Origin of the sequence: Brachybacterium phenoliresistens, assembly GCF_000576425.1 — a bacterium.
Taxonomy (GTDB): domain Bacteria; phylum Actinomycetota; class Actinomycetes; order Actinomycetales; family Dermabacteraceae; genus Brachybacterium; species Brachybacterium phenoliresistens.
Genome location: NZ_KK070008.1, coordinates 11,025 through 27,909, shown reverse-complemented (window position 1 = coordinate 27,909; position 16,885 = coordinate 11,025). Strand labels below are relative to the sequence as shown.

Annotated in this window: 15 protein-coding genes and 2 tRNA genes; 8 read left to right on the top strand and 9 right to left on the bottom strand. The window is 73.5% G+C overall.

Features of this window, described 5'->3' with window-relative positions:
- Nucleotides 1–10 precede the first annotated feature (10 nt).
- Nucleotides 11–850 (top strand): methylenetetrahydrofolate reductase, encoded by an 840-nt coding sequence (locus BF93_RS17335; protein WP_051487154.1) that lies wholly within the window; start codon nucleotides 11–13, stop codon nucleotides 848–850.
- A 31-nt stretch (nucleotides 851–881) separates the two neighbouring features.
- On the opposite strand, the gene BF93_RS17330 is transcribed toward BF93_RS17335, so the two are convergent.
- From BF93_RS17330 to BF93_RS17315, 4 genes are all read right to left on the bottom strand, one after another.
- Nucleotides 882–2,471: a solute:sodium symporter family transporter gene (locus BF93_RS17330; RefSeq protein ID WP_038374447.1), complete on the bottom strand. Its 1,590-nt coding sequence runs from the start codon at nucleotides 2,469–2,471 to the stop codon at nucleotides 882–884.
- Between the two features lie 118 nt (nucleotides 2,472–2,589).
- Nucleotides 2,590–3,267, bottom strand: coding sequence for a 3'-5' exonuclease (locus tag BF93_RS17325; RefSeq protein ID WP_038374389.1), 678 nt, complete (start codon nucleotides 3,265–3,267; stop codon nucleotides 2,590–2,592).
- A complete protein-coding gene (locus BF93_RS17320; protein WP_198025481.1) occupies nucleotides 3,264–5,192 on the bottom strand; it encodes a DUF294 nucleotidyltransferase-like domain-containing protein in 1,929 nt (642 codons plus the stop codon). Before BF93_RS17320 ends, BF93_RS17325 begins: the two co-directional genes overlap by 4 nt.
- A complete protein-coding gene (locus BF93_RS17315) occupies nucleotides 5,192–6,088 on the bottom strand; it encodes an NAD-dependent epimerase/dehydratase family protein (RefSeq protein WP_038374387.1) in 897 nt (298 codons plus the stop codon). The genes BF93_RS17320 and BF93_RS17315 overlap by 1 nt, the downstream gene beginning before the upstream one ends.
- A gap of 127 nt (nucleotides 6,089–6,215) precedes the next feature.
- Between BF93_RS17315 and BF93_RS17310 the strand changes: the two genes are divergently transcribed.
- Nucleotides 6,216–6,289: transfer RNA gene (locus BF93_RS17310), tRNA-Lys, on the top strand.
- Between the two features lie 45 nt (nucleotides 6,290–6,334).
- Here the strand turns inward: BF93_RS17310 and BF93_RS17305 are convergent.
- Together BF93_RS17305 and BF93_RS17300 are read right to left on the bottom strand one after the other, a co-directional pair.
- Nucleotides 6,335–7,060 (bottom strand): nucleoside/nucleotide kinase family protein, encoded by a 726-nt coding sequence (locus BF93_RS17305; protein WP_051487152.1) that lies wholly within the window; start codon nucleotides 7,058–7,060, stop codon nucleotides 6,335–6,337.
- Nucleotides 7,057–7,275: a hypothetical protein gene (locus BF93_RS17300; RefSeq protein ID WP_038374385.1), complete on the bottom strand. Its 219-nt coding sequence runs from the start codon at nucleotides 7,273–7,275 to the stop codon at nucleotides 7,057–7,059. The genes BF93_RS17305 and BF93_RS17300 overlap by 4 nt, the downstream gene beginning before the upstream one ends.
- A gap of 209 nt (nucleotides 7,276–7,484) precedes the next feature.
- Between BF93_RS17300 and BF93_RS17295 the strand changes: the two genes are divergently transcribed.
- Nucleotides 7,485–7,558 (top strand) — tRNA-Lys (locus BF93_RS17295).
- Between the two features lie 148 nt (nucleotides 7,559–7,706).
- Complete coding sequence (locus tag BF93_RS17290; protein WP_038374384.1) at nucleotides 7,707–9,197, top strand: lipase maturation factor family protein; 1,491 nt, start codon at nucleotides 7,707–7,709, stop codon at nucleotides 9,195–9,197.
- 9 nt (nucleotides 9,198–9,206) lie between these two features.
- Here the strand turns inward: BF93_RS17290 and BF93_RS17285 are convergent, their stop codons facing one another.
- A complete protein-coding gene (locus tag BF93_RS17285) occupies nucleotides 9,207–9,761 on the bottom strand; it encodes a P-loop nucleotide/nucleoside kinase family protein (RefSeq protein WP_038374382.1) in 555 nt (184 codons plus the stop codon).
- Between the two features lie 48 nt (nucleotides 9,762–9,809).
- Here BF93_RS17285 and BF93_RS17280 point away from each other — a divergent pair, with 48 nt between their 5' ends.
- Nucleotides 9,810–10,577 carry a dienelactone hydrolase family protein gene (locus BF93_RS17280; RefSeq protein ID WP_232226486.1) on the top strand — a complete coding sequence of 256 codons (768 nt, stop codon included), beginning with the start codon at nucleotides 9,810–9,812 and terminating at the stop codon, nucleotides 10,575–10,577.
- 9 nt (nucleotides 10,578–10,586) lie between these two features.
- Here BF93_RS17280 and BF93_RS17275 read toward each other — a convergent pair whose 3' ends face one another.
- A complete protein-coding gene (locus tag BF93_RS17275) occupies nucleotides 10,587–11,273 on the bottom strand; it encodes an ABC transporter ATP-binding protein (RefSeq protein WP_051487151.1) in 687 nt (228 codons plus the stop codon).
- A complete protein-coding gene (locus BF93_RS17270) occupies nucleotides 11,270–13,657 on the bottom strand; it encodes a hypothetical protein (protein ID WP_156954195.1) in 2,388 nt (795 codons plus the stop codon). Before BF93_RS17270 ends, BF93_RS17275 begins: the two co-directional genes overlap by 4 nt.
- 190 nt (nucleotides 13,658–13,847) lie before the next feature.
- On the opposite strand from BF93_RS17270, the gene BF93_RS17265 reads away from it, so the two are divergent.
- The 3 genes from BF93_RS17265 to BF93_RS17255 are packed head-to-tail and all read left to right on the top strand — an operon-like array spanning nucleotide 13,848 to nucleotide 16,878.
- A complete protein-coding gene (locus BF93_RS17265) occupies nucleotides 13,848–15,566 on the top strand; it encodes a carbon starvation CstA family protein (RefSeq protein ID WP_038374379.1) in 1,719 nt (572 codons plus the stop codon).
- The gene (locus tag BF93_RS17260) at nucleotides 15,566–15,913 is read left to right on the top strand and encodes a cory-CC-star protein (RefSeq protein WP_332248925.1); all 348 of its coding nucleotides are present in this window, start codon (nucleotides 15,566–15,568) and stop codon (nucleotides 15,911–15,913) included. The genes BF93_RS17265 and BF93_RS17260 overlap by 1 nt, the downstream gene beginning before the upstream one ends.
- Nucleotides 15,904–16,878, top strand: coding sequence for an ArsA family ATPase (locus tag BF93_RS17255; protein ID WP_038374378.1), 975 nt, complete (start codon nucleotides 15,904–15,906; stop codon nucleotides 16,876–16,878). The genes BF93_RS17260 and BF93_RS17255 overlap by 10 nt, the downstream gene beginning before the upstream one ends.
- Nucleotides 16,879–16,885: the final 7 nt, after the last annotated feature.

Sequence of the window (16,885 nt, the reverse complement as noted above, 5' to 3'; positions counted from 1 at the left end):
GAGGACCACGATGGTGGACGCCCCGGCCGTCGATCCGCGCTGCAGCACCCCCGGCGCGGTCGAGCATCGGCCGCAGTTCGAGGTGATCCCGCTGCCCGGAGCCCTCGAGGCCGTGATCGCGCACCTTCCCCCCGGATCGAGGGTGAGCGTGACCTCCTCCCCCACGCAGGGGCAGGAGGCCTCGCTCGCCCTCGCCGCAGACCTGGCCCGCGCGGGCTTCACCGCCATCCCGCACCTGGCCGCGCGCCGGATCCGCGGAGCGGCGCAGGCGCAGGAGATGGCCGCGCGGATGGAGGAGGCGGGGATCCGCGAGGCCTTCGTGATCGCCGGGGATCCCGCCCTGCCCGCGGGCGGTCTCTCCGGGTCCCTCGACCTGCTGGAGGCGCTGCATGCGCAGTCCCCGCTCCTGGTCGCGGGCGTGGCCGGGTACCCCGAGGGGCATCCGCACGCGGAGCCGGCCGCAGAGCTGGACCTGCTGCGGCGCAAGGCCGAGCACGCCTCCTACGTGGTCACCCAGATGTGCTTCGCCCCGCGGCCCATCATCGACTGGGCCCGGCGCGCCCGCGAGGCGGGGGTCGACCTGCCAGTCCGCCCCGGGGTCGCCGGGCCGGTCGACCTCGCCCGCCTGCTGCGGATCGGGTCGCGGGTCGGGGTCGGTCCCTCCCTGTCGGTGCTGCGCCGGCACGGCACCGGGCTGCGGCGCCTGATGCGACCGGGCACCTGGTCCCCTGAGGATCTGCTGGCCGACCTCGCCCGCGATGCCCGCGCGGCGCGGCTGGAGCTGGCCGCGCCGCACGTCTACACCTTCAACGCCCTCGAGCTCACGGGGGCGCACTGGGCCGGCCGCTGACCGGCCCGGGCGCGGCTGCCCGCGCCGGCTCTCAGGCGAAGACGATGTAGATCGCGACGACGACCAGCACGATCGCGACGGCGACGGGCTTCGTCGCCGGCCACGGCGTGATGTCCACGGCCCCGGCGTCCACCTGCACGTAGGCCTCCTGGCGCGGGCGCAGCTTCCCGATCACCAGCATGATCACGACGTTCAGCACGAACAGGATCGCCATCACGTGCAGGAAGTGGGGATACGACCCTCCGGCGCCCTCGACGGCGGGCTTGATGAGGAACTGGCTGATGCAGTACAGACCGGCGCCGAGGACGATCGCGACCTTCGCGGAGAGCGCCGGGACGTACTTGGTGAAGATGCCGACCAGCAGGATCGTGAGGATCGGGATGTTGTACATCCCGTTGACCTCCTGCAGATACCCGAACAGACCCGCCGGGGCGTTCGCGATGAACGGCGCGATGATCATCGCGGCCGCCGCGAGGAAGATGCCGAAGATCTTCCCGGAGGAGACGACCTTCGCGTCCGAGGCGTCCTTGTTGATGTATTCCTTGTACAGGTCCAGGCCGAACAGGGTCACCGAGCTGTTCAGGGCGCTGTTGAAGGAGCTGAGGATCGCGCCGAAGATGACGGCCGCGAACAGGCCCAGCAGCGGGCCGGGGAGCACCTCGCGCACGAGGGCGGGGTAGGCGGCATCGGCCGTGGGCAGGTCGGGCCCGAGCAGCTGCCAGGCGATCACGCCGGGCAGGACCACCATCACCGGGCCGAGGATCTTCAGCCCGGCCGCCAGCAGCAGGCCCTTCTGGCTCTCCTGGAGGTTCTTGCCGGCCAGGGCCCGCTGGATGATGGCCTGGTTGGTCCCCCAGTAGAACAGCTGGACGAGCATCATGCCGGTGAAGATGGTCGCGAAGGGCACCGAGGACTCCGGCCCGCCCATGCTCTCGAAATGCTCGGGGTTCTGGTCGTAGAGCGTGGTCACGCCCTCGAAGAGGTTCCCCTGGCCGATCGCGATGAGGCCGAAGATCGGCACCGCCAGGCCGCCGAGCACGAGACCCAGGCCGTTGATCGTGTCGGAGACGGCGACGGCCTTCAGCCCGCCGAAGATCGCGTAGATGGAGCCGATGATCCCCAGCGCCCACACCGTGATCCAGAGGGCGACGGTCGGGCTCACGCCCAGCAGGCCCGGGATGTCGAACATGGTGCTCATCGCCAGCGCCCCGGAGTACAGCACGATGGGCAGCAGCACGATCGCGTAGCCGCTGAGGAACAGGATGGACACCATCGCCTTGGTGGTGGTGTCGAAGCGCCGTTCCAGGAACTGCGGGATCGTGGCGATCCCGCTCTTGAGGTATTTCGGGATGAGCAGCACGGCGCACACGCAGATGGCGATCGCCGCGAGCGTCTCCCACGCCATCACGAGGATCCCCTCGGAGTACGCCTGGCCGTTCAGCCCCACGATCTGCTCGGTCGACAGGTTCGTCATCATCAGCGAGCCGGCGATGACCGGCGCGGTGAGACTTCGTCCGCCCAGGAAGTACCCGTCGGAATGCGATTCGTCGGTGCCGCGCGTCCACCACCACGAGAGCACACCCACCAGGGCTGTGAACCCGACGAATGTCAGAACCTGCATGATTCCCATGTCGACCGCCTCTCCACGGCTCGGCGGCATCTGTGACCGCCGACACATCCGGTGCACATGGTCTCACCGCGGGTGCCGTTTCGCCGGGAATCCCCCGTTTTCGGGGGGATCAGACCAGCACGCGCCGCAGCCGGGTGGTCCGGGAGCCGCTGATCTCGCGCCACTGGCACAGCATGACCTCCGCCGCGGCGACCGCATCGGACAGGGCGTGGTGCGCCCGATGCGGCGGCAGGCGGTACCGCTCGCGCAGCGCCGGCAGGCGCAGGTCCCGGCTCTCGCGGCGGAAGCTGGCCAGGCTCCGCTCGACCCGGACGGTGTCCAGCACCGGCACCTCCGGGCGCAGGCCCCAGGCGCGTTCGCAGGCGCGGCCCAGGAATCCGCGTTCGATGGACGACTCGTGGGCGACCAGCACGCTCCCGGCGAGCTCCGGCATCAGCGCGGCGAGCACCGTCTCGAGCGGGGCGCCGCGCGCGAGCACCTCGCGGGTCAGCCCGTGCACGAGCACCGCCTCGGTGCGGGCGACCTCCTCGTGACGGACCACGGCGTAGCCCGCCCGGCCCAGACGGATCCTCCCCTCCTCGACGGGGACCCAGCCGATGCTGAGGATGCGGTCCGTCTCCGGGTCCAGACCGGTCGTCTCCAGGTCCACGGCGAGGAACCGCACGTCCCGCACGTCCTGGGAGGCGCGCGGCCAGGGCCGGGAGAGCAGCGGGAGCAGAGGCGCGGGGACCCGGCCGCGCTCGAGGGCCCGACGGCGGCGCCGCTCCAGGGCCGGGAGGCTGCTCACCCGATCGCCCCGGCCTCGCTGGCCTGGCGCAGCACCGCCTGGGCGGAGCGCACGATGGTGAACGCCTCCTTGAGGTGCCCCTGCTCGTAGGCCGTCAGGGCGTCGGGGGCGAGGTCGTTGTTGGGGGCCAGCCCGCGCTCGCGCCGGTCGCGCTGATGGCGCAGGCGCACCCCGGAGATGAGCACGAGGGCGTTGCGCAGATCGTCGGCGCTGGTCGCGGAGATGCGGCCCGCCTGCTGCGCCGCCTCGAGGCGGTCGTAGGTGTTGGCGGTGATCGACCCGGCGGACATCGCGTGGATCCGGGCGATGTCGATGATCGGGGTGATGCCGCGGCGCTTGATGTCCAGCACCTTCTGGCCCTCCCCGTCGCGGCTGAGCACGAAGGTGCGGAAGAAGCCCAGAGGGGGCGAGCTGCGCAGGGCGTTCGCGGTGAGGGCCCGCAGGAAGCGCACGGGGCTGCGCAGCAGCTCGCGCAGGTGCTCGGCGAGCTCTGCGGCGAGGCTCTCGTCGCCGTGCACCGGGCGCACGTCCAGGAAGACGGTCGCGTTCAGCAGCGCCTCGAGCTCCGGCTCGGCGATCCACTGCTCGTAGTACTCGCGCCACTGGCTGATCGGCTGGCGCCAGGCGGGGTTGGTGGCCATGAACCCGCCGGAGCAGGCCGGGATGCCGCAGGCCTCGAGGCCGCCGGTGACGCGCCGGGCGAGCTCGGCGAAGTACTGCTCGCCGTCCGCGCGCTCGACGTCGTCGATCATGCCCATGTCCTCGAAGAGCAGCGCATTGTCCTGGTCGGAGCCGATGGTCACCTCGCAGCGCGCCTGCGAGCCGAGCGCCAGCCACACGTAGCGGCACGGCGGCTCGCCGAGGTCCTGCTCGGCCAGCTGGAGCAGACGCCGGGTGCAGGTGTCGACGATGCTCGTGAGCACGTGCGTCACCTGCCGCGGGGGCAGCTCCGCGCGGATCAGGGCGGACTGCAGGTCCGGCAGGGCGCGCATGAGCTCGGCGAGCTCGGCGGGAGCTCCGGCGCGGGACAGCCGCCCGGCCAGGCCGATGGCGTTCATGCTGTGGTGGTCGCGGAACAGGTCCGCCGCGGAGACCACCCCCAGGATCTCCCCGGCCTCCCGGACGGGGACGTGGCGGATGTCGTTCTCCACCATCATGATCATGGTCTCGAAGCCGGAGGCGTCGCCGTCGACGGTCAGCGGCTGCGGCGTCATCACGGCGGAGACCGCCTGGCCCGGGTCCCGGCCCTCGGCGATCACCCGCTCGCGCATGTCGTGGTCGGTGAGCACCCCGACCAGCCGCCCCTCCTCCAGCACGCAGGCCATCGAGGTGCGCTGGCGGCTCATCGCGATCGCGGCCTCGCGCACGGTGGCGCCCGGGTCCAGGAGCACGGCGGCGCGGGTGATGAGCTCGCGGGCGGGCGCCGATGTCGGCATCCCGATCGCCTCGATCGCCCCGGTGCTGGTCAGGGCGTGCTGCAGGCGCTCCTCCTCCTTCCCCGCGAAGGCGTCCCGGACCTCGGGGACCAGGGCGGCCTGCTCCTCGAGGACGCTCGCGGGGAACCGCAGGACCAGGGCGTCCTCGAGCGCCACGGCGGTGTACTCGGTGGGCCTGCCCGAGGTCGCGGACTGCCGGCCGAAGAACTCCCCCTCGCCCAGCCGCGCCCGCAGCGCGCCGTCGCCCTCGCGCTGCTCGATCGCGCCGGTGCGCACGAGGAAGACGTCGGTGTTGCGGTCGCCGATCGCGAACACCTGCTCGCCGCGCGGCACGAAGCAGAGGTCGCTCGCGGTCGCGATCGCGTAGGAGACCGAGGGCGGCAGGCGGTCCAGCGGGTGCGCCCGCGAGATCACGTCGAGGATCTCGGGCACGGCCGCCGGCCGCGTGATCCCCGAGGAGGCGACGTCGTCCTGCCGCTGCGGGCTCATCACATACGGGACCAGCCGGGAGTGGAGGGGCCGATGGTGGGCCGCCATCCGGTCTCGGACATGAAGCGCAGGGACGACACACGCAGCGACCGGCGCTGGACGTCCAGCCGGGTGCCGACGATCGCCTGGGTGAGGTCGGGGAAGAACTTCGCCGAGCCCTCGATCCCGGCCTCCGTACCGAGGTCCTTGGCCCAGCGCCGCCGGGTGATGGGTTCGCCGCCGACGTTGTAGAAGCCGCTGCCCGCCTGGAGCGCGGCGACGAAGGCGCGGCCGGCGTCGCGATGGTGCAGCAGCGTCACGTAGTTCTCGGGCTTGCCCAGCAGGATCGCCTGGCCCTCGCGCGTCGCCTTGAGAGCATGGGTGGTCTGGGGGTCGCGGCCGAAGAGCTGCCCCAGGCGCAGGATCACGGCGGTGCGCCCGCCCTGGGCGAAGTCGACGGCGGCGCGCATCTCGCGCACGCGCGGACGGAAGGCCTGGTTGCGCACGGACAGCGGCTCGTCCTCGCCGATCCAGTCCGAGCCGTTGTCGGGGTAGAGGAAGATCGTGGACTCCTGGACGAGGCGTCCCGCTCCGGCCCGTGCGGCGGCCTCCGCGATCGCGACCGATGCCTCCAGGTGGAGGCGGTCGTCCTCGCGCCAGGCGAGCGGGCGCATGGCCGCCATGCCGATGGGCAGCTTCGCCAGCGCATTGATCACGACATCGTGCCCGCGGAAGGCCTGCTCGAGGTCGGCGGCGTCGAAGACGTCCGCCACCACGGCGCTCGCGCCGCGCCCCTCGATCACCGGGACGCCGCGCTCGCGACGCGTGACGCCGGTGACCTCATGACCCTCGGCCACCAGAGCGGCGACGGCCTCCTGGCCGAGCACTCCGGTCGCACCGGTGACAGCGATCCTCACGTGGGCCTCCTCCACTTCGCGGTGAGGCATCCCAGTCTAGGCGATGGCCTGCGCTGTCACCTCGCTCACAGACGCAGCCCCCGGATTTCTCGCGGCCGGGCCGGCGGCGGTAGAGTCTTCTGCGTTGGCGTCATTAGCTCAGTTGGTTAGAGCAGCTGACTCTTAATCAGCGGGTCCGGGGTTCGAGTCCCTGATGACGCACCGACACCGAAGCCCCCGTCCAGCGGACGGGGGCTTCGTCGTGCGTCACGACGGCTCCACGGCAGGAGCGTCGGTGTGCTCCGCCCCGGACGCGCCGCCGCGCTGATCCCGCAGCCGGGGGCGGGTGAGATCGGTGTTGTCCAGGATCCAGCGCGCCCGCTCCGCGGGCGCGGCCTCGGCGAGATACAGCCGCTGCCCCTGGACGTACCGCCGGTTCGAGGGCGCCTCCGGGTCCGCCTCGCGCATCCCGGGGAACCGGGCGTTGCCGCGCGGCACGCTCACCGCGAACGGGACCTCGACCCAGACGACGGCGTCCCAGACGTCCCTCAGCTCCGGGCGCTGCAGGAAGATCCCGTCCACCAGCACGATGCCACCGGGAGGCACCTGCACCGGCTCCGGGTCGACCGGGGCATCGCGGGCGACGTCCCAGACGGCCGGGATGATCGGCAGGCCCGCGCGCAGCGGCTCGACCACGCTGCGGCGGAAAGCGTCATAGCGGTAGGAGGCGCGATAGAAGCCGTCCGGGCCGGTGCCTGCTGCGAGCCGCTCCGCCCGCGGCCGATGGAAGCCGTCGATGCTCACCGTCACCGCGGGCCGGGCGCCCTCGTGGGCGGCGATCGCTGCGAGCTCCGCGGCCAGACGCGTCTTGCCCGCGCCGTCGACCCCGTCCACCGCGATGAGGGCACGCCCCTCCGGCCGGACCTGCGCGATCCCGCGCCACAGCCGCTCGAGGACGGCGCGGCGCCCGGAGGTCGCCGCCGGCGGCGTCACCAGTCGGTCGCCGAGCCCTGCAGCACGGAGGCATCCAGCACACGCTGGGGCCCGGGCGGCGCGCCCTCGGAGGGCGTGACGACGCTCGTCGCCCCGGAGGCGCTCGAGATGCCGGCGAATCCGGCGCTCATCAGGCCGAATCCCGCGATGAGCGGGACGGACACGGCGAGCGCGATGGAAGCCCGACTGCGGCGGCGGATGCTTCGCATGGACATGCGTACCCCTCGTGCTGGACGTCGGGCGACTCCCCTGTCCCCCGACGTTTTACCGTTCGTTGACTCTTTCGCCCACTGCGCCATACCTTTGCACGCCCGTCGGACGGAGTCAATCCGTCGCACGGTCGGCGAGGTGACGGGCATCATGGCCCCGACGTGACGCAGGCGGCAGACCTCGCCCGCATCGGCGTGTAGAGTCTTCTCCGTTCGCGTCATTAGCTCAGTTGGTTAGAGCAGCTGACTCTTAATCAGCGGGTCCGGGGTTCGAGTCCCTGATGACGCACCCGCGAGAGAAGCCCCATCGGTCCGCCGGTGGGGCTTCCTCGTCTCCGGACGTCTCCGGACCATCGGCCCTGGGGCCGCAGCAGCTCTGGCCATCGGCCCCCGGCGAGGGGAGAATTCCCGGTGCCGGTCCGAGAGGAGGCGATCCGATGGACATCGGCCCCTGGCTCGCGCTGCTGGATGCGCACGAGTACTCGATCTCGCGCGAGGTGATCCAGCGCGGCGTCGCCGCCGTGTACGTCCTCGCGTTCCTCTCGAGCTTCCATCAGTTCCCGGCCCTGCTGGGCGAGAGGGGCCTGCTGCCCGCCCCCGACTACCTGGCCCGCACCGCGGCGGATCCCGGCCGCTCCCCCAGCCTGTTCCGCTGGCGCGCCGTCCCGTACTCCGACCGGGCGCTGCGGACGGTGTGCGTGCTGGGCATGGCGCTGGGCGCCGCGGTGGTCCTGGGCCTGCCCCAGGCCGGCCCCGCCTGGGCGCCGATGCTGGTCCTCCTGGCGATGTGGGGGCTCTACCTGTCGATCAATTCCCTGGGGCAGCGCTTCTACGGCTTCGGATGGGAGTCGATGCTGCTGGAGACGGGATTCGTCGTCGCGTTCCTCGGCTCCCACGCGGTGGCTCCGCCGCTGCTGGTCATCCTCTTCCTGCGCTGGCTCCTGCTGCGCCTCGAGTTCGGGGCCGGCATGATCAAGATGCGCGGCGACGCGGCCTGGCGGAACCTCACGGCGATGGACCACCACCATCAGACGCAGCCGATGCCGAACCCCCTCAGCCGGTTCGCGCATCAGAAGCCCGCCTGGTGGCACCGCGCGGAGACCCTGGGAAGCCATATCGTCCAGCTCGGCGCGCCCTGGCTCCTCCTGCTCCCGCAGCCGCTGGCGTCGATCGGCGCGGGAGCCATCATCCTCACCCAGCTGTTCCTCGTCCTGACCGGCAACTACGCGTGGCTGAACTGGCTGACCATCCTCATCGCGACCAGCGGCATCAGCGACCCCGTCTGGCGGTGGCTGCTGGGAGGGCCGTGGCCCGGCTGGGGCTGGGAGCGCACGGCCGATGCCCTGGCCGCCGCGGATCCGGCGGGGCTCTCGCCGCTGTGGTGGCAGGTGATCGTCGTCCTGGTCGTCGCCGGTCTCGTGGCCCTCAGCCGGAGGCCGCTGAGGAACCTCTTCCGCCATGACCAGCTCATGAACGCGAGCTTCAACCGCTTCCACCTGGTCAACGCCTACGGGGCGTTCGGCTCCATGACGCGGATCCGCCGGGAGGTGATCATCGAGGGCACCGAGGCCGAGAATCCGCGCGAGGAGGACTGGCTGCCCTTCGAGTTCCGCGGGAAGCCCGGCGACGTCCACCGCCGCCCCGGGCAGTTCGCCCCGTACCACCTGCGTCTGGACTGGATGATGTGGTTCGTGCCGCTGGGCCAGTGGCACAGCCTCTGGTTCGCCCGGCTGCTCGAGCAGCTGCGCCGCGGCGACCCGGGGATCCGGCACCTGCTGCGCCACGACCCCTTCGCGGGTCGGGCGCCGCGGGACCTGCGGGTGCGGGTCTTCGAGTACCGCTACGCGAGCCGTGCGGAGCGCCGCGCCACGGGAGCCTTCTGGGTGCGCCGTGAGGTCGGCGAGCTCACCGGAGCCCGGCCGGGATGAGCGGCGTGCTCAGGACCGCCCGAGATCGAGGCGGGGCAGCGAGGGCCAGCGGCCGCAGGCCCAGGCCGCCCAGCTCCCGCAGCCCTCGGGCGGGGCCGGGATCGGCGCGCCGCGCAGCTCCTGCGCGTCGGGCGGCTCGAACATCGCGGCGTAGCGATCGTGGTCCGCGGCGCTGATGTCCACGGTCGTGCCGGCCCCCTCGCGGAAGCGGGCATCGGCCCGTCGCCGTCGCTCCGGCTCCGGAAGGCTGAGCGCGTGCAGGACGAACCGCGCCCCCGCGCGCTCGGCGAGGTCGCGGATGGCGTACCGCTCCGGCGCGGACCAGCATCCGAAGTCCAGGATCACCGACATCCCGCCGCGCAGGACCCGGTCGGCGACGACGAGGAAGCGGCCCTCGAGCACGTCCCGGGCGGGCTCGACCTCGAGCTGCCCGAACAGCGGCATCATCCAGTCGTCGGGCGTGAGCCGCAGGGCGCCGTGCTCCTGCTCGAGCCGCCGCGCGAGGGTCGTCTTGCCGACGCCGGGCAGGCCGACGGTCAGGTGCAGGGAGGGCTGCGGGGGCATCCGCTCATCGTGCCACCGGCGCAGCGCGGGCCGCGCTAGAGTCTCGCTGTGACCTCCGCCATGCCGCCCTCCGCCACCGAGATCGCCATCCCGACCGATGCCGGGCAGCTGCCCGGCCTGCTCTGGCTGCCTCCGGGCGGCGGGGACCCCGTCGCCGGGATCGTCGTGCTCCAGGAGATCTTCGGGCTGTCCGACTACATCCTCGGCCGGTGCCGGGACCTCGCCGAGCAGGGGTACGCGGTGCTCGCGCCGCAGCTGTTCGCGCGGCTGGACCCGCCGATCGATGCCGTGCCCGAGGACGAGGACACGCAGGCATGGATCGGCGCGGGCATGGAGCTGGCCCAGGCGCTGCCCTGGGAGCGGGCGGAGGCCGATGCCCTCGCCGCCCTGGAGGCGCTGCGCGGCCGTCCCGAGGTGGACGCCGGGCGCACCGCGCTGCTCGGCTTCTGCTACGGCGGCGGGCTCGCGTTCTCCGCCGCGGCCGCCGCGAGCAGGCAGGGACGCGCCCCCGCCGCCCTGGTCAGCTTCTACGGCTCCGCGCTGCCGGGCCTGCTCGACCTCGCCGGGGACGTCACCGTGCCCAGCCTGCACATCTTCGGCACCGATGATGCGTTCATCCCGCGCGAGAGCGTCGAGCGGATCCGCGAGGCCGTCACCGCCGGCGGCACGCGCGAGCAGATCCGCTTCGCGCTGTACGAGGGGGCGGGCCATGCCTTCGACAACCCGCATCCCGCCCTGCACCACCCCGATGCGGCCCCGGCCGCCTGGCTGCGCACGGCCCGGTTCCTCGCCGAGGTGCTCGCCCCGCAGCGCTGAGCGCGCCGATCAGGCCGCGCGCAGGCGGCCGTCGACCATCTCCTGCACCCGGTCCGCGCGTCCGGCCACCGCGGGATCGTGCGTGACCATCAGGATCGCCGTGCCCTGGTCCCGCACCCGCGAGAGCAGCGCGAGCACCGTCCGCGTGGCCTCCGCGTCCAGGGCGCCGGTCGGCTCGTCCGCGAGCAGGACCCGGGGCGCGTTGATAAGAGCGCGGCAGATCGCCACCCGCTGCAGCTGACCGCCGGAGGCCTCCGTGATGCGCCGCTCGGCGAGCTGGCCGACGCCGGCGTCGGCCAGCAGGGTGCGCGCCCGGTCGACCACCGCGGTGCGGGGACGGCCGCCGGCGGCGAGCCCCGGCAGCAGCACGTTGTCCAGCAGGCTGAGCCCCGACAGCAGGTGGAACTGCTGGAAGACGACGCCCAGGCGGTGCAGCCGGGCTCGGGCCTGCGCGGGCTCGGACAGGGCCAGCAGATCCTCCCCGTCCAGCTCGACCCGTCCCGCATCGGGCGGGTCCAGGGTCCCCAGGGCGTGCAGCAGGCTCGACTTCCCGCTCCCGGAGGCGCCGACGACGGCGAGCATCTCCCCGGGGGCGAGGTCGAGATCCACCCCGTCGAGCAGGGTGCGTCCGGCGATGCGCCGGCGGAGCCCTCGGGCTCTCAGCACGGGGCCAGGGGCTGTGGTGTCGGGGGTCATGCGAGGGCCTCTCGGAGCTCGTCGGGATGCGGGTCTCGGGTGCCCGCCCAGGTCGCGGCGCCGACCACGAGGGCGAGCGCCGCCGGGGCGAGGACGGCGGTCAGCACGGGGGCGCCGTGCAGGGGCAGAGCGCTGGCCCCCTGGCCGAGGGCCTCGAAGCCGCCGTACATGCCCTCCAGGACCAGGTCCAGCAGAGGCTGCCCGATCGCCTGGGCGGCGGCGGCCCCCAGCGGCAGGGCCGCGGCCAGGGCGAGGGCGACGGGCACCGCGCCGGCGCGCCGCAGCACGACGGCGGGGACGCCCACGGCGCGGTGGATCGCCGACTCCCGCGCCGCCACGGCGCGCTCCAGCCGCAGGCACAGCACCGTCACCAGGGCGGACAGGGCGAGCGCGGCGGCGCCGGCGAGCAGCGCCGCCGCGCGCATGCGGGCGGCGATCGGCCCCAGCAGCTGCTCGCGGTACTCGTCGACGGCGAGCACCCGGGCTCCGGGCACCTCGCCGGCGATCCGCCGGGCCGCCGTCGCGGGATCCGCCCCCGGCGCCATCGCGACCGAGAGCACGTGGTCGACGGTCGGGGCGCCGGGGACGGGCTCCGCGGTGCGGGCCGTGCGCCCGCCCTGGGTGATGTCCTGGTAGGCGCCGACGATCCGCAGCGGTGCGCCCGCACCGTCCCCGCCGCTCCCGCTCAGGGTCACCCGGTCGCCGACCGAGAGGCCGGAGTCCGCCAGCAGCAGCAGCGAGAGGGCGACCTCTCCCGGAGCGTCGGGAGCCCGTCCCTGCGCGACGGTGATCGGGAGCCGGGTGTGGTCGCCGGCCAGGACGACGACGGGGACCGGGAGGCCGTCGGCATCGGGGAGGGTCGCGCGCTGGACGGTGTGCGCGACGGCCTCGGCGACGGCCGGATCCTGCCGCAGGGCCGCGGCCGCGGGCTCGGCATCGTCCGCGGCGACGGCGTCGGCCAGGAGATCCGCCGGGGTGATCCCGAGCGATCCGATGACCTCCGGCGAGCCGAGGGTCGAGGCGGCCCGCATCGGCGTGACCATCACCAGCATGGCTCCGGCGAAGATCATCGAGAGCAGCAGCAGGGTTCCCCCGCGCTGCACGGCGGACAGCAGCCCCAGGCGCAGCGACAGCGGACCGCGGGCCGCGTGCTGCAGGGACAGGCGGCCGGTCGCGAGGCGGCGCAGCCGTCCCGTCCCGCGGTCGATCCCGCGGGCGCGCAGCGCCGCCGCGATGCCGGTGCGGCCGATGCCCCGCAGGGCACGGTGGACGGTGGCGAGCACCAGCAGCAGCGCGAGCACGGCGGCGATCGGCGGGGCCAGCCAGGGCGCGATGCCGGACACGGGGCCGAGGTAGGCCCCGGCCGGTCGCAGCAGCAGCAGGCCCAGGCCCCAGCCCCCGGCCGTGCCCAGGCCCGCCCCGAGCAGCCCGATCGCCGCGAACGGCGCTGCCTGGATCCCCTGGATCCCACGGCGGGGGATGCCGAGGGCCGCGAGCACGCCGACCTGGCGCAGGCTGCGGCGCAGGGCGGTGAGCACCGCCAGGTGGAGGCAGAGGATGCTGATGCCGGAGAGCACCGCCGCGGCCAGCAGCACCAGCGCCGCCGGCAGCCCTTCGCCGATCATGCTCAGCAGCAGGAAGGTGGAGCGGTCCACCGTCGGTCCGTCCTGCGGGAGACCGGCCGCGAGATAGGCGGCGCTGACCGCGCCGGCATCGGCCGGATCGTGCAGCCACATCTCGACCAGGTGCTCGACGGTGCCGGTGCGCGCGGCGGCCTCGGCGAGGTCCTCCGGGTGCACGGCCAGGCGCTCGGAGCTGGAGATCGGGGTGGACATGGCCGCGTCGCGGTGGAACCCGGTCACCGTCAGCGCGAGCTCCCAGCCCGTCCCGTCGATGACGCGGACCTCGTCGCCGAGCTGGGCCGCCCCCGAGATCCGGTGGTGGACGGGCAGGGACACGGTCCCGCGCTCGGGCACGCCCAGCGGCTCGCCCTCGAGGTCGATCAGCATGTCCCGCCGCTGGCCGGGGACGGTCAGCGAGCTCTGCTGGGTGCTGGAGGCGCGGTCGTGCCCGTCGATGACCAGGTCCTGGCCGCGCAGGGTGAGCAGCTCGGCCACGCCGGCCTCGCGGATCTCGGGACGCCCCGCGGCCCAGTCCCGGATCGGCGCCGGATCCACGGCGCCGGTGTGCATCTGCACCAGATCCGGGGAGCGGGCCTGATCCAGCAGGCGGTCGGCGGAGGAGGACACTCCCATCAGCAGGAACCCCGCGCCGCCGGCGAGGGCCACCGCCAGGGCGATCAGGCCCGTCAGCGCGGCCGGGACGACCGGAGCCCCGCGCAGCTCTCGTCCGGTCATCGTCATGAGCAGTCTCGTGGTCCCCATCGGGCCGCCTTCCCTCTCGCATCCGAGGCTAGGAGAGGACGGCGGCGGCGAGAATGCGGCTCTCCCCCCGGCGATGCGGGGGCCACCTGGGATGCCGGCGGACTACAGTGACCGGGTGCACCCCCTGAGGTGCCGCGGGCCGCCGACGTCCCCCGGCGGTCCGGCGCGCCTCCCGACCGCTAGGAGCATCGTGAACTCCCTCCTCCTCGCCGCGATCGGCGTGAGCATGATGATCGCCGGGTACCTGCTGTACTCCCGCTTCCTCTCGCGCCGCGTCTTCCGGCTGTCCTCCTCCTTCCGCACCCCGGCGCACGAGCTGTCCGACGGGGTGGACTACGTCCCCACCAACAAGTTCGTGCTGTGGGGGCACCACTTCACCTCCGTCGCCGGGGCCGCCCCGATCGTCGGCCCGGCGGTCGCGGTGATCTGGGGCTGGGCCCCGGCCTTCCTCTGGGTCACGCTGGGCACCGTCTTCTTCGCGGGCATGCACGACCTCGGAGCCCTGTGGGCCTCGGTGCGCAACCGCGGGCAGTCCATCGGCGCGCTCTCGGCCCGCTACATCGGCGTGCGCGGCAGCCGCCTGTTCCTCGTGGTGATCTTCCTGCTGCTGCTGATGGTCAACGCCGCCTTCGCGGTGGTGATCTCGGGCCTGCTGGTCTCCACGCCCTCGGCCGTGATCCCCACCTGGGGAGCGCTCGTGGTCGCCGTGCTCATCGGACAGGCCATCTACCGCCTGCGCTGGAACCTGGCGACCGTCTCGGTGGTCGGCGTCGCCGCCCTGTACGGGCTGATCCTGCTGGGCGACCGGTTCCCGCTGGCCCTGCCGGAGACGGTGCTGGGCATGTCCGCCGGGGCGTTCTGGATCGTGGTGCTGTTCCTCTACGCCGGCATCGCCTCGATGCTGCCCGTGTGGGTGCTGCTGCAGCCGCGCGACTACATCAACGGCCTGCAGCTGTTCATCGGACTGGGCCTGCTGTACGGCTCGGTGCTCATCGCGAGCCCGACGATCGTCGCCCCCGCCCTGAACCGGGCCCTGCCCGAGGGCACCCCGGGCCTGATGCCGCTGCTGTTCGTGACCATCGCCTGCGGCGCCATCTCCGGCTTCCACGGCGTGGTCTCCTCCGGCACCTCCTCCAAGCAGCTCGACGCGGAGACCGATGCCCGCTTCGTGGGCTACTTCGGCGCCGTCGGCGAAGGGCTGCTGGCGCTCGGCGCGATCATCGCGACCACCGCCGGCTTCCGCACCCTGGCCGACTGGGAGCAGGTGTACAGCGCCTTCGGACAGGGCGGCGTGGTCGCCTTCGTCAGCGGCGGCGGCGCCATCCTGAACGCCGGGCTGGGCCTGCCCGCCTCGCTGTCCGCGACGGTGCTCGCGACGATGGCCGTGCTGTTCGCGGCCACCACCATGGACACCGGGGTGCGCCTGCAGCGCTTCGTGGTGCAGGAGATCGGAGAGATCGCCGGGCTGCGGCTGACCCCCGTCATCGCGACAGCGATCGTGCTGGTGGTCTGCGTGGGCCTGGCCTTCGGCGCCGGGGCCGACGGCTCCGGCGGCATGGTGATCTGGCCGCTGTTCGGCACCACCAACCAGATCCTCGCGGCGCTGACCCTGTCGATCCTCGCGGTGATGCTGACCCGCAAGCGCCGGCCCGTCCTGCCCGTGCTGCTGCCCCTGCTGTTCGTGCTGGTGGTCAGCCTGTACGCGCTGATCATCCAGATGGGCACGTTCTTCGCCGAGCGCAACTGGCTGCTGCTGGTGCTGGACGTGATCATCCTGATCGCCGCCCTGTGGGTGGTCCTCGAATCGGCGGTCGCCCTGAGCCGGGCCCGCAGCGCCGCCCCGGAGGTCGAGGAGGACGACGAGAGCGCCCCGGTCGGCGGCCGATCCGTCGGCGACGGCCCGGCCTGATGCGCGGGACGAGCCCGAAGCGCACGACCGGCCCGGAGCGCGCGGCCATCCCGGAGCGCACGGCCGACCCGGCGCCTCGTGCGGGCCGGCTGCGTCGGGGCTGGCGGGAGCTCGGAGCGGGTCTTCACGAGTTCTACGCCGCCCCTTATCGCCGCACCTTCGCGCGGGCCCGCCGGGACCAGGACGACCTGTTCACCATGATGGTGATGTCCGAGGCCCTCGGCGTGCCCACGCCGACCGGGCTGCTGTCCCTCGAGCTGCTGCCGGCGATCTACGAGGACTTCCACGACTGGCACCGCCGCGCGGGCATGGACCGCTCCCCTCTGGAGGGCATCGGGTGCTGCTGAACCTCGCCGCGCGGCGCCGTCTGCTGCTCCTGGGCGGCAAGGGCGGGGTCGGCAAGACGACCCTCGCCGGCGCCGTCTCCCTGGCCCAGGCTCGGCAGGGGCGGCGCACCCTGGTCGTCTCCACCGATCCGGCGCACAGCCTGGGCCATCTCTTCGACGTGCCGCTGGGCGACCGGCCGGCGGCCCTGGCGCCGGGACTGGACGGGCTGGAGATCGATCCCGATGCCACCGTCGCCCGGCACCTCGAGGACGCCGGGACGATGCTGCGGTCCATGATGCCCGCGCACCTGGCCGGCGCCGTGGACGCGCACCTGGAGCTGGCGCGCAGCTCCCCGGGCACGCACGAGGCCGCGGTGCTGGACCGGCTCGCCGCGGTGGTCACCGGAGCGCTCGAGGGCGGGCACGGGACGCCGGCGTACGACCTGGTCGTCGTGGACACGGCCCCCTCCGGGCACACCGCCCGCCTGCTCTCCCTGCCGGAGTCGATGACGCTCTGGATGGATGCCCTGCTGCAGCGCCGCGACCGATCGGAGCGCTTCGGCGAGCTGGTCTCGGCCCTCGGGCCGTCCGCGGCGGCGTCGGGGCGCGCCGCGCGCGACGCGCAGATCCGGGAGGTCATCACCCGGCGGCGCGACCGGCTGAGCGGACTGCACCGGATCCTCACGGACCCGCGGAGCTGCTCCTTCGCGATCGTCCTGAACGCCGAGCGCCTGGCGGTGCTGGAGACCGGCGAGCTGCACGCGCAGCTCAGCGCGGAGGGCGTGGACGTCGGCGCCCTCGTGGTGAACCGCCGCTCCCCCGCCGATCAGGGGCCCCAGCTGGCGGCGCGCCGGGAGCGGGAGGAGGTCCATCTCGCCGCGCTGCGCACGGCTCTGCCGCAGGTGCCGCTGCTGGAGGTGCCGCACCTGGAGCGCGACGTGCTGGGCACGGAGGGCCTGGAGGCGCTCGCCGCCCACGGGCTCTGAGCCGCCG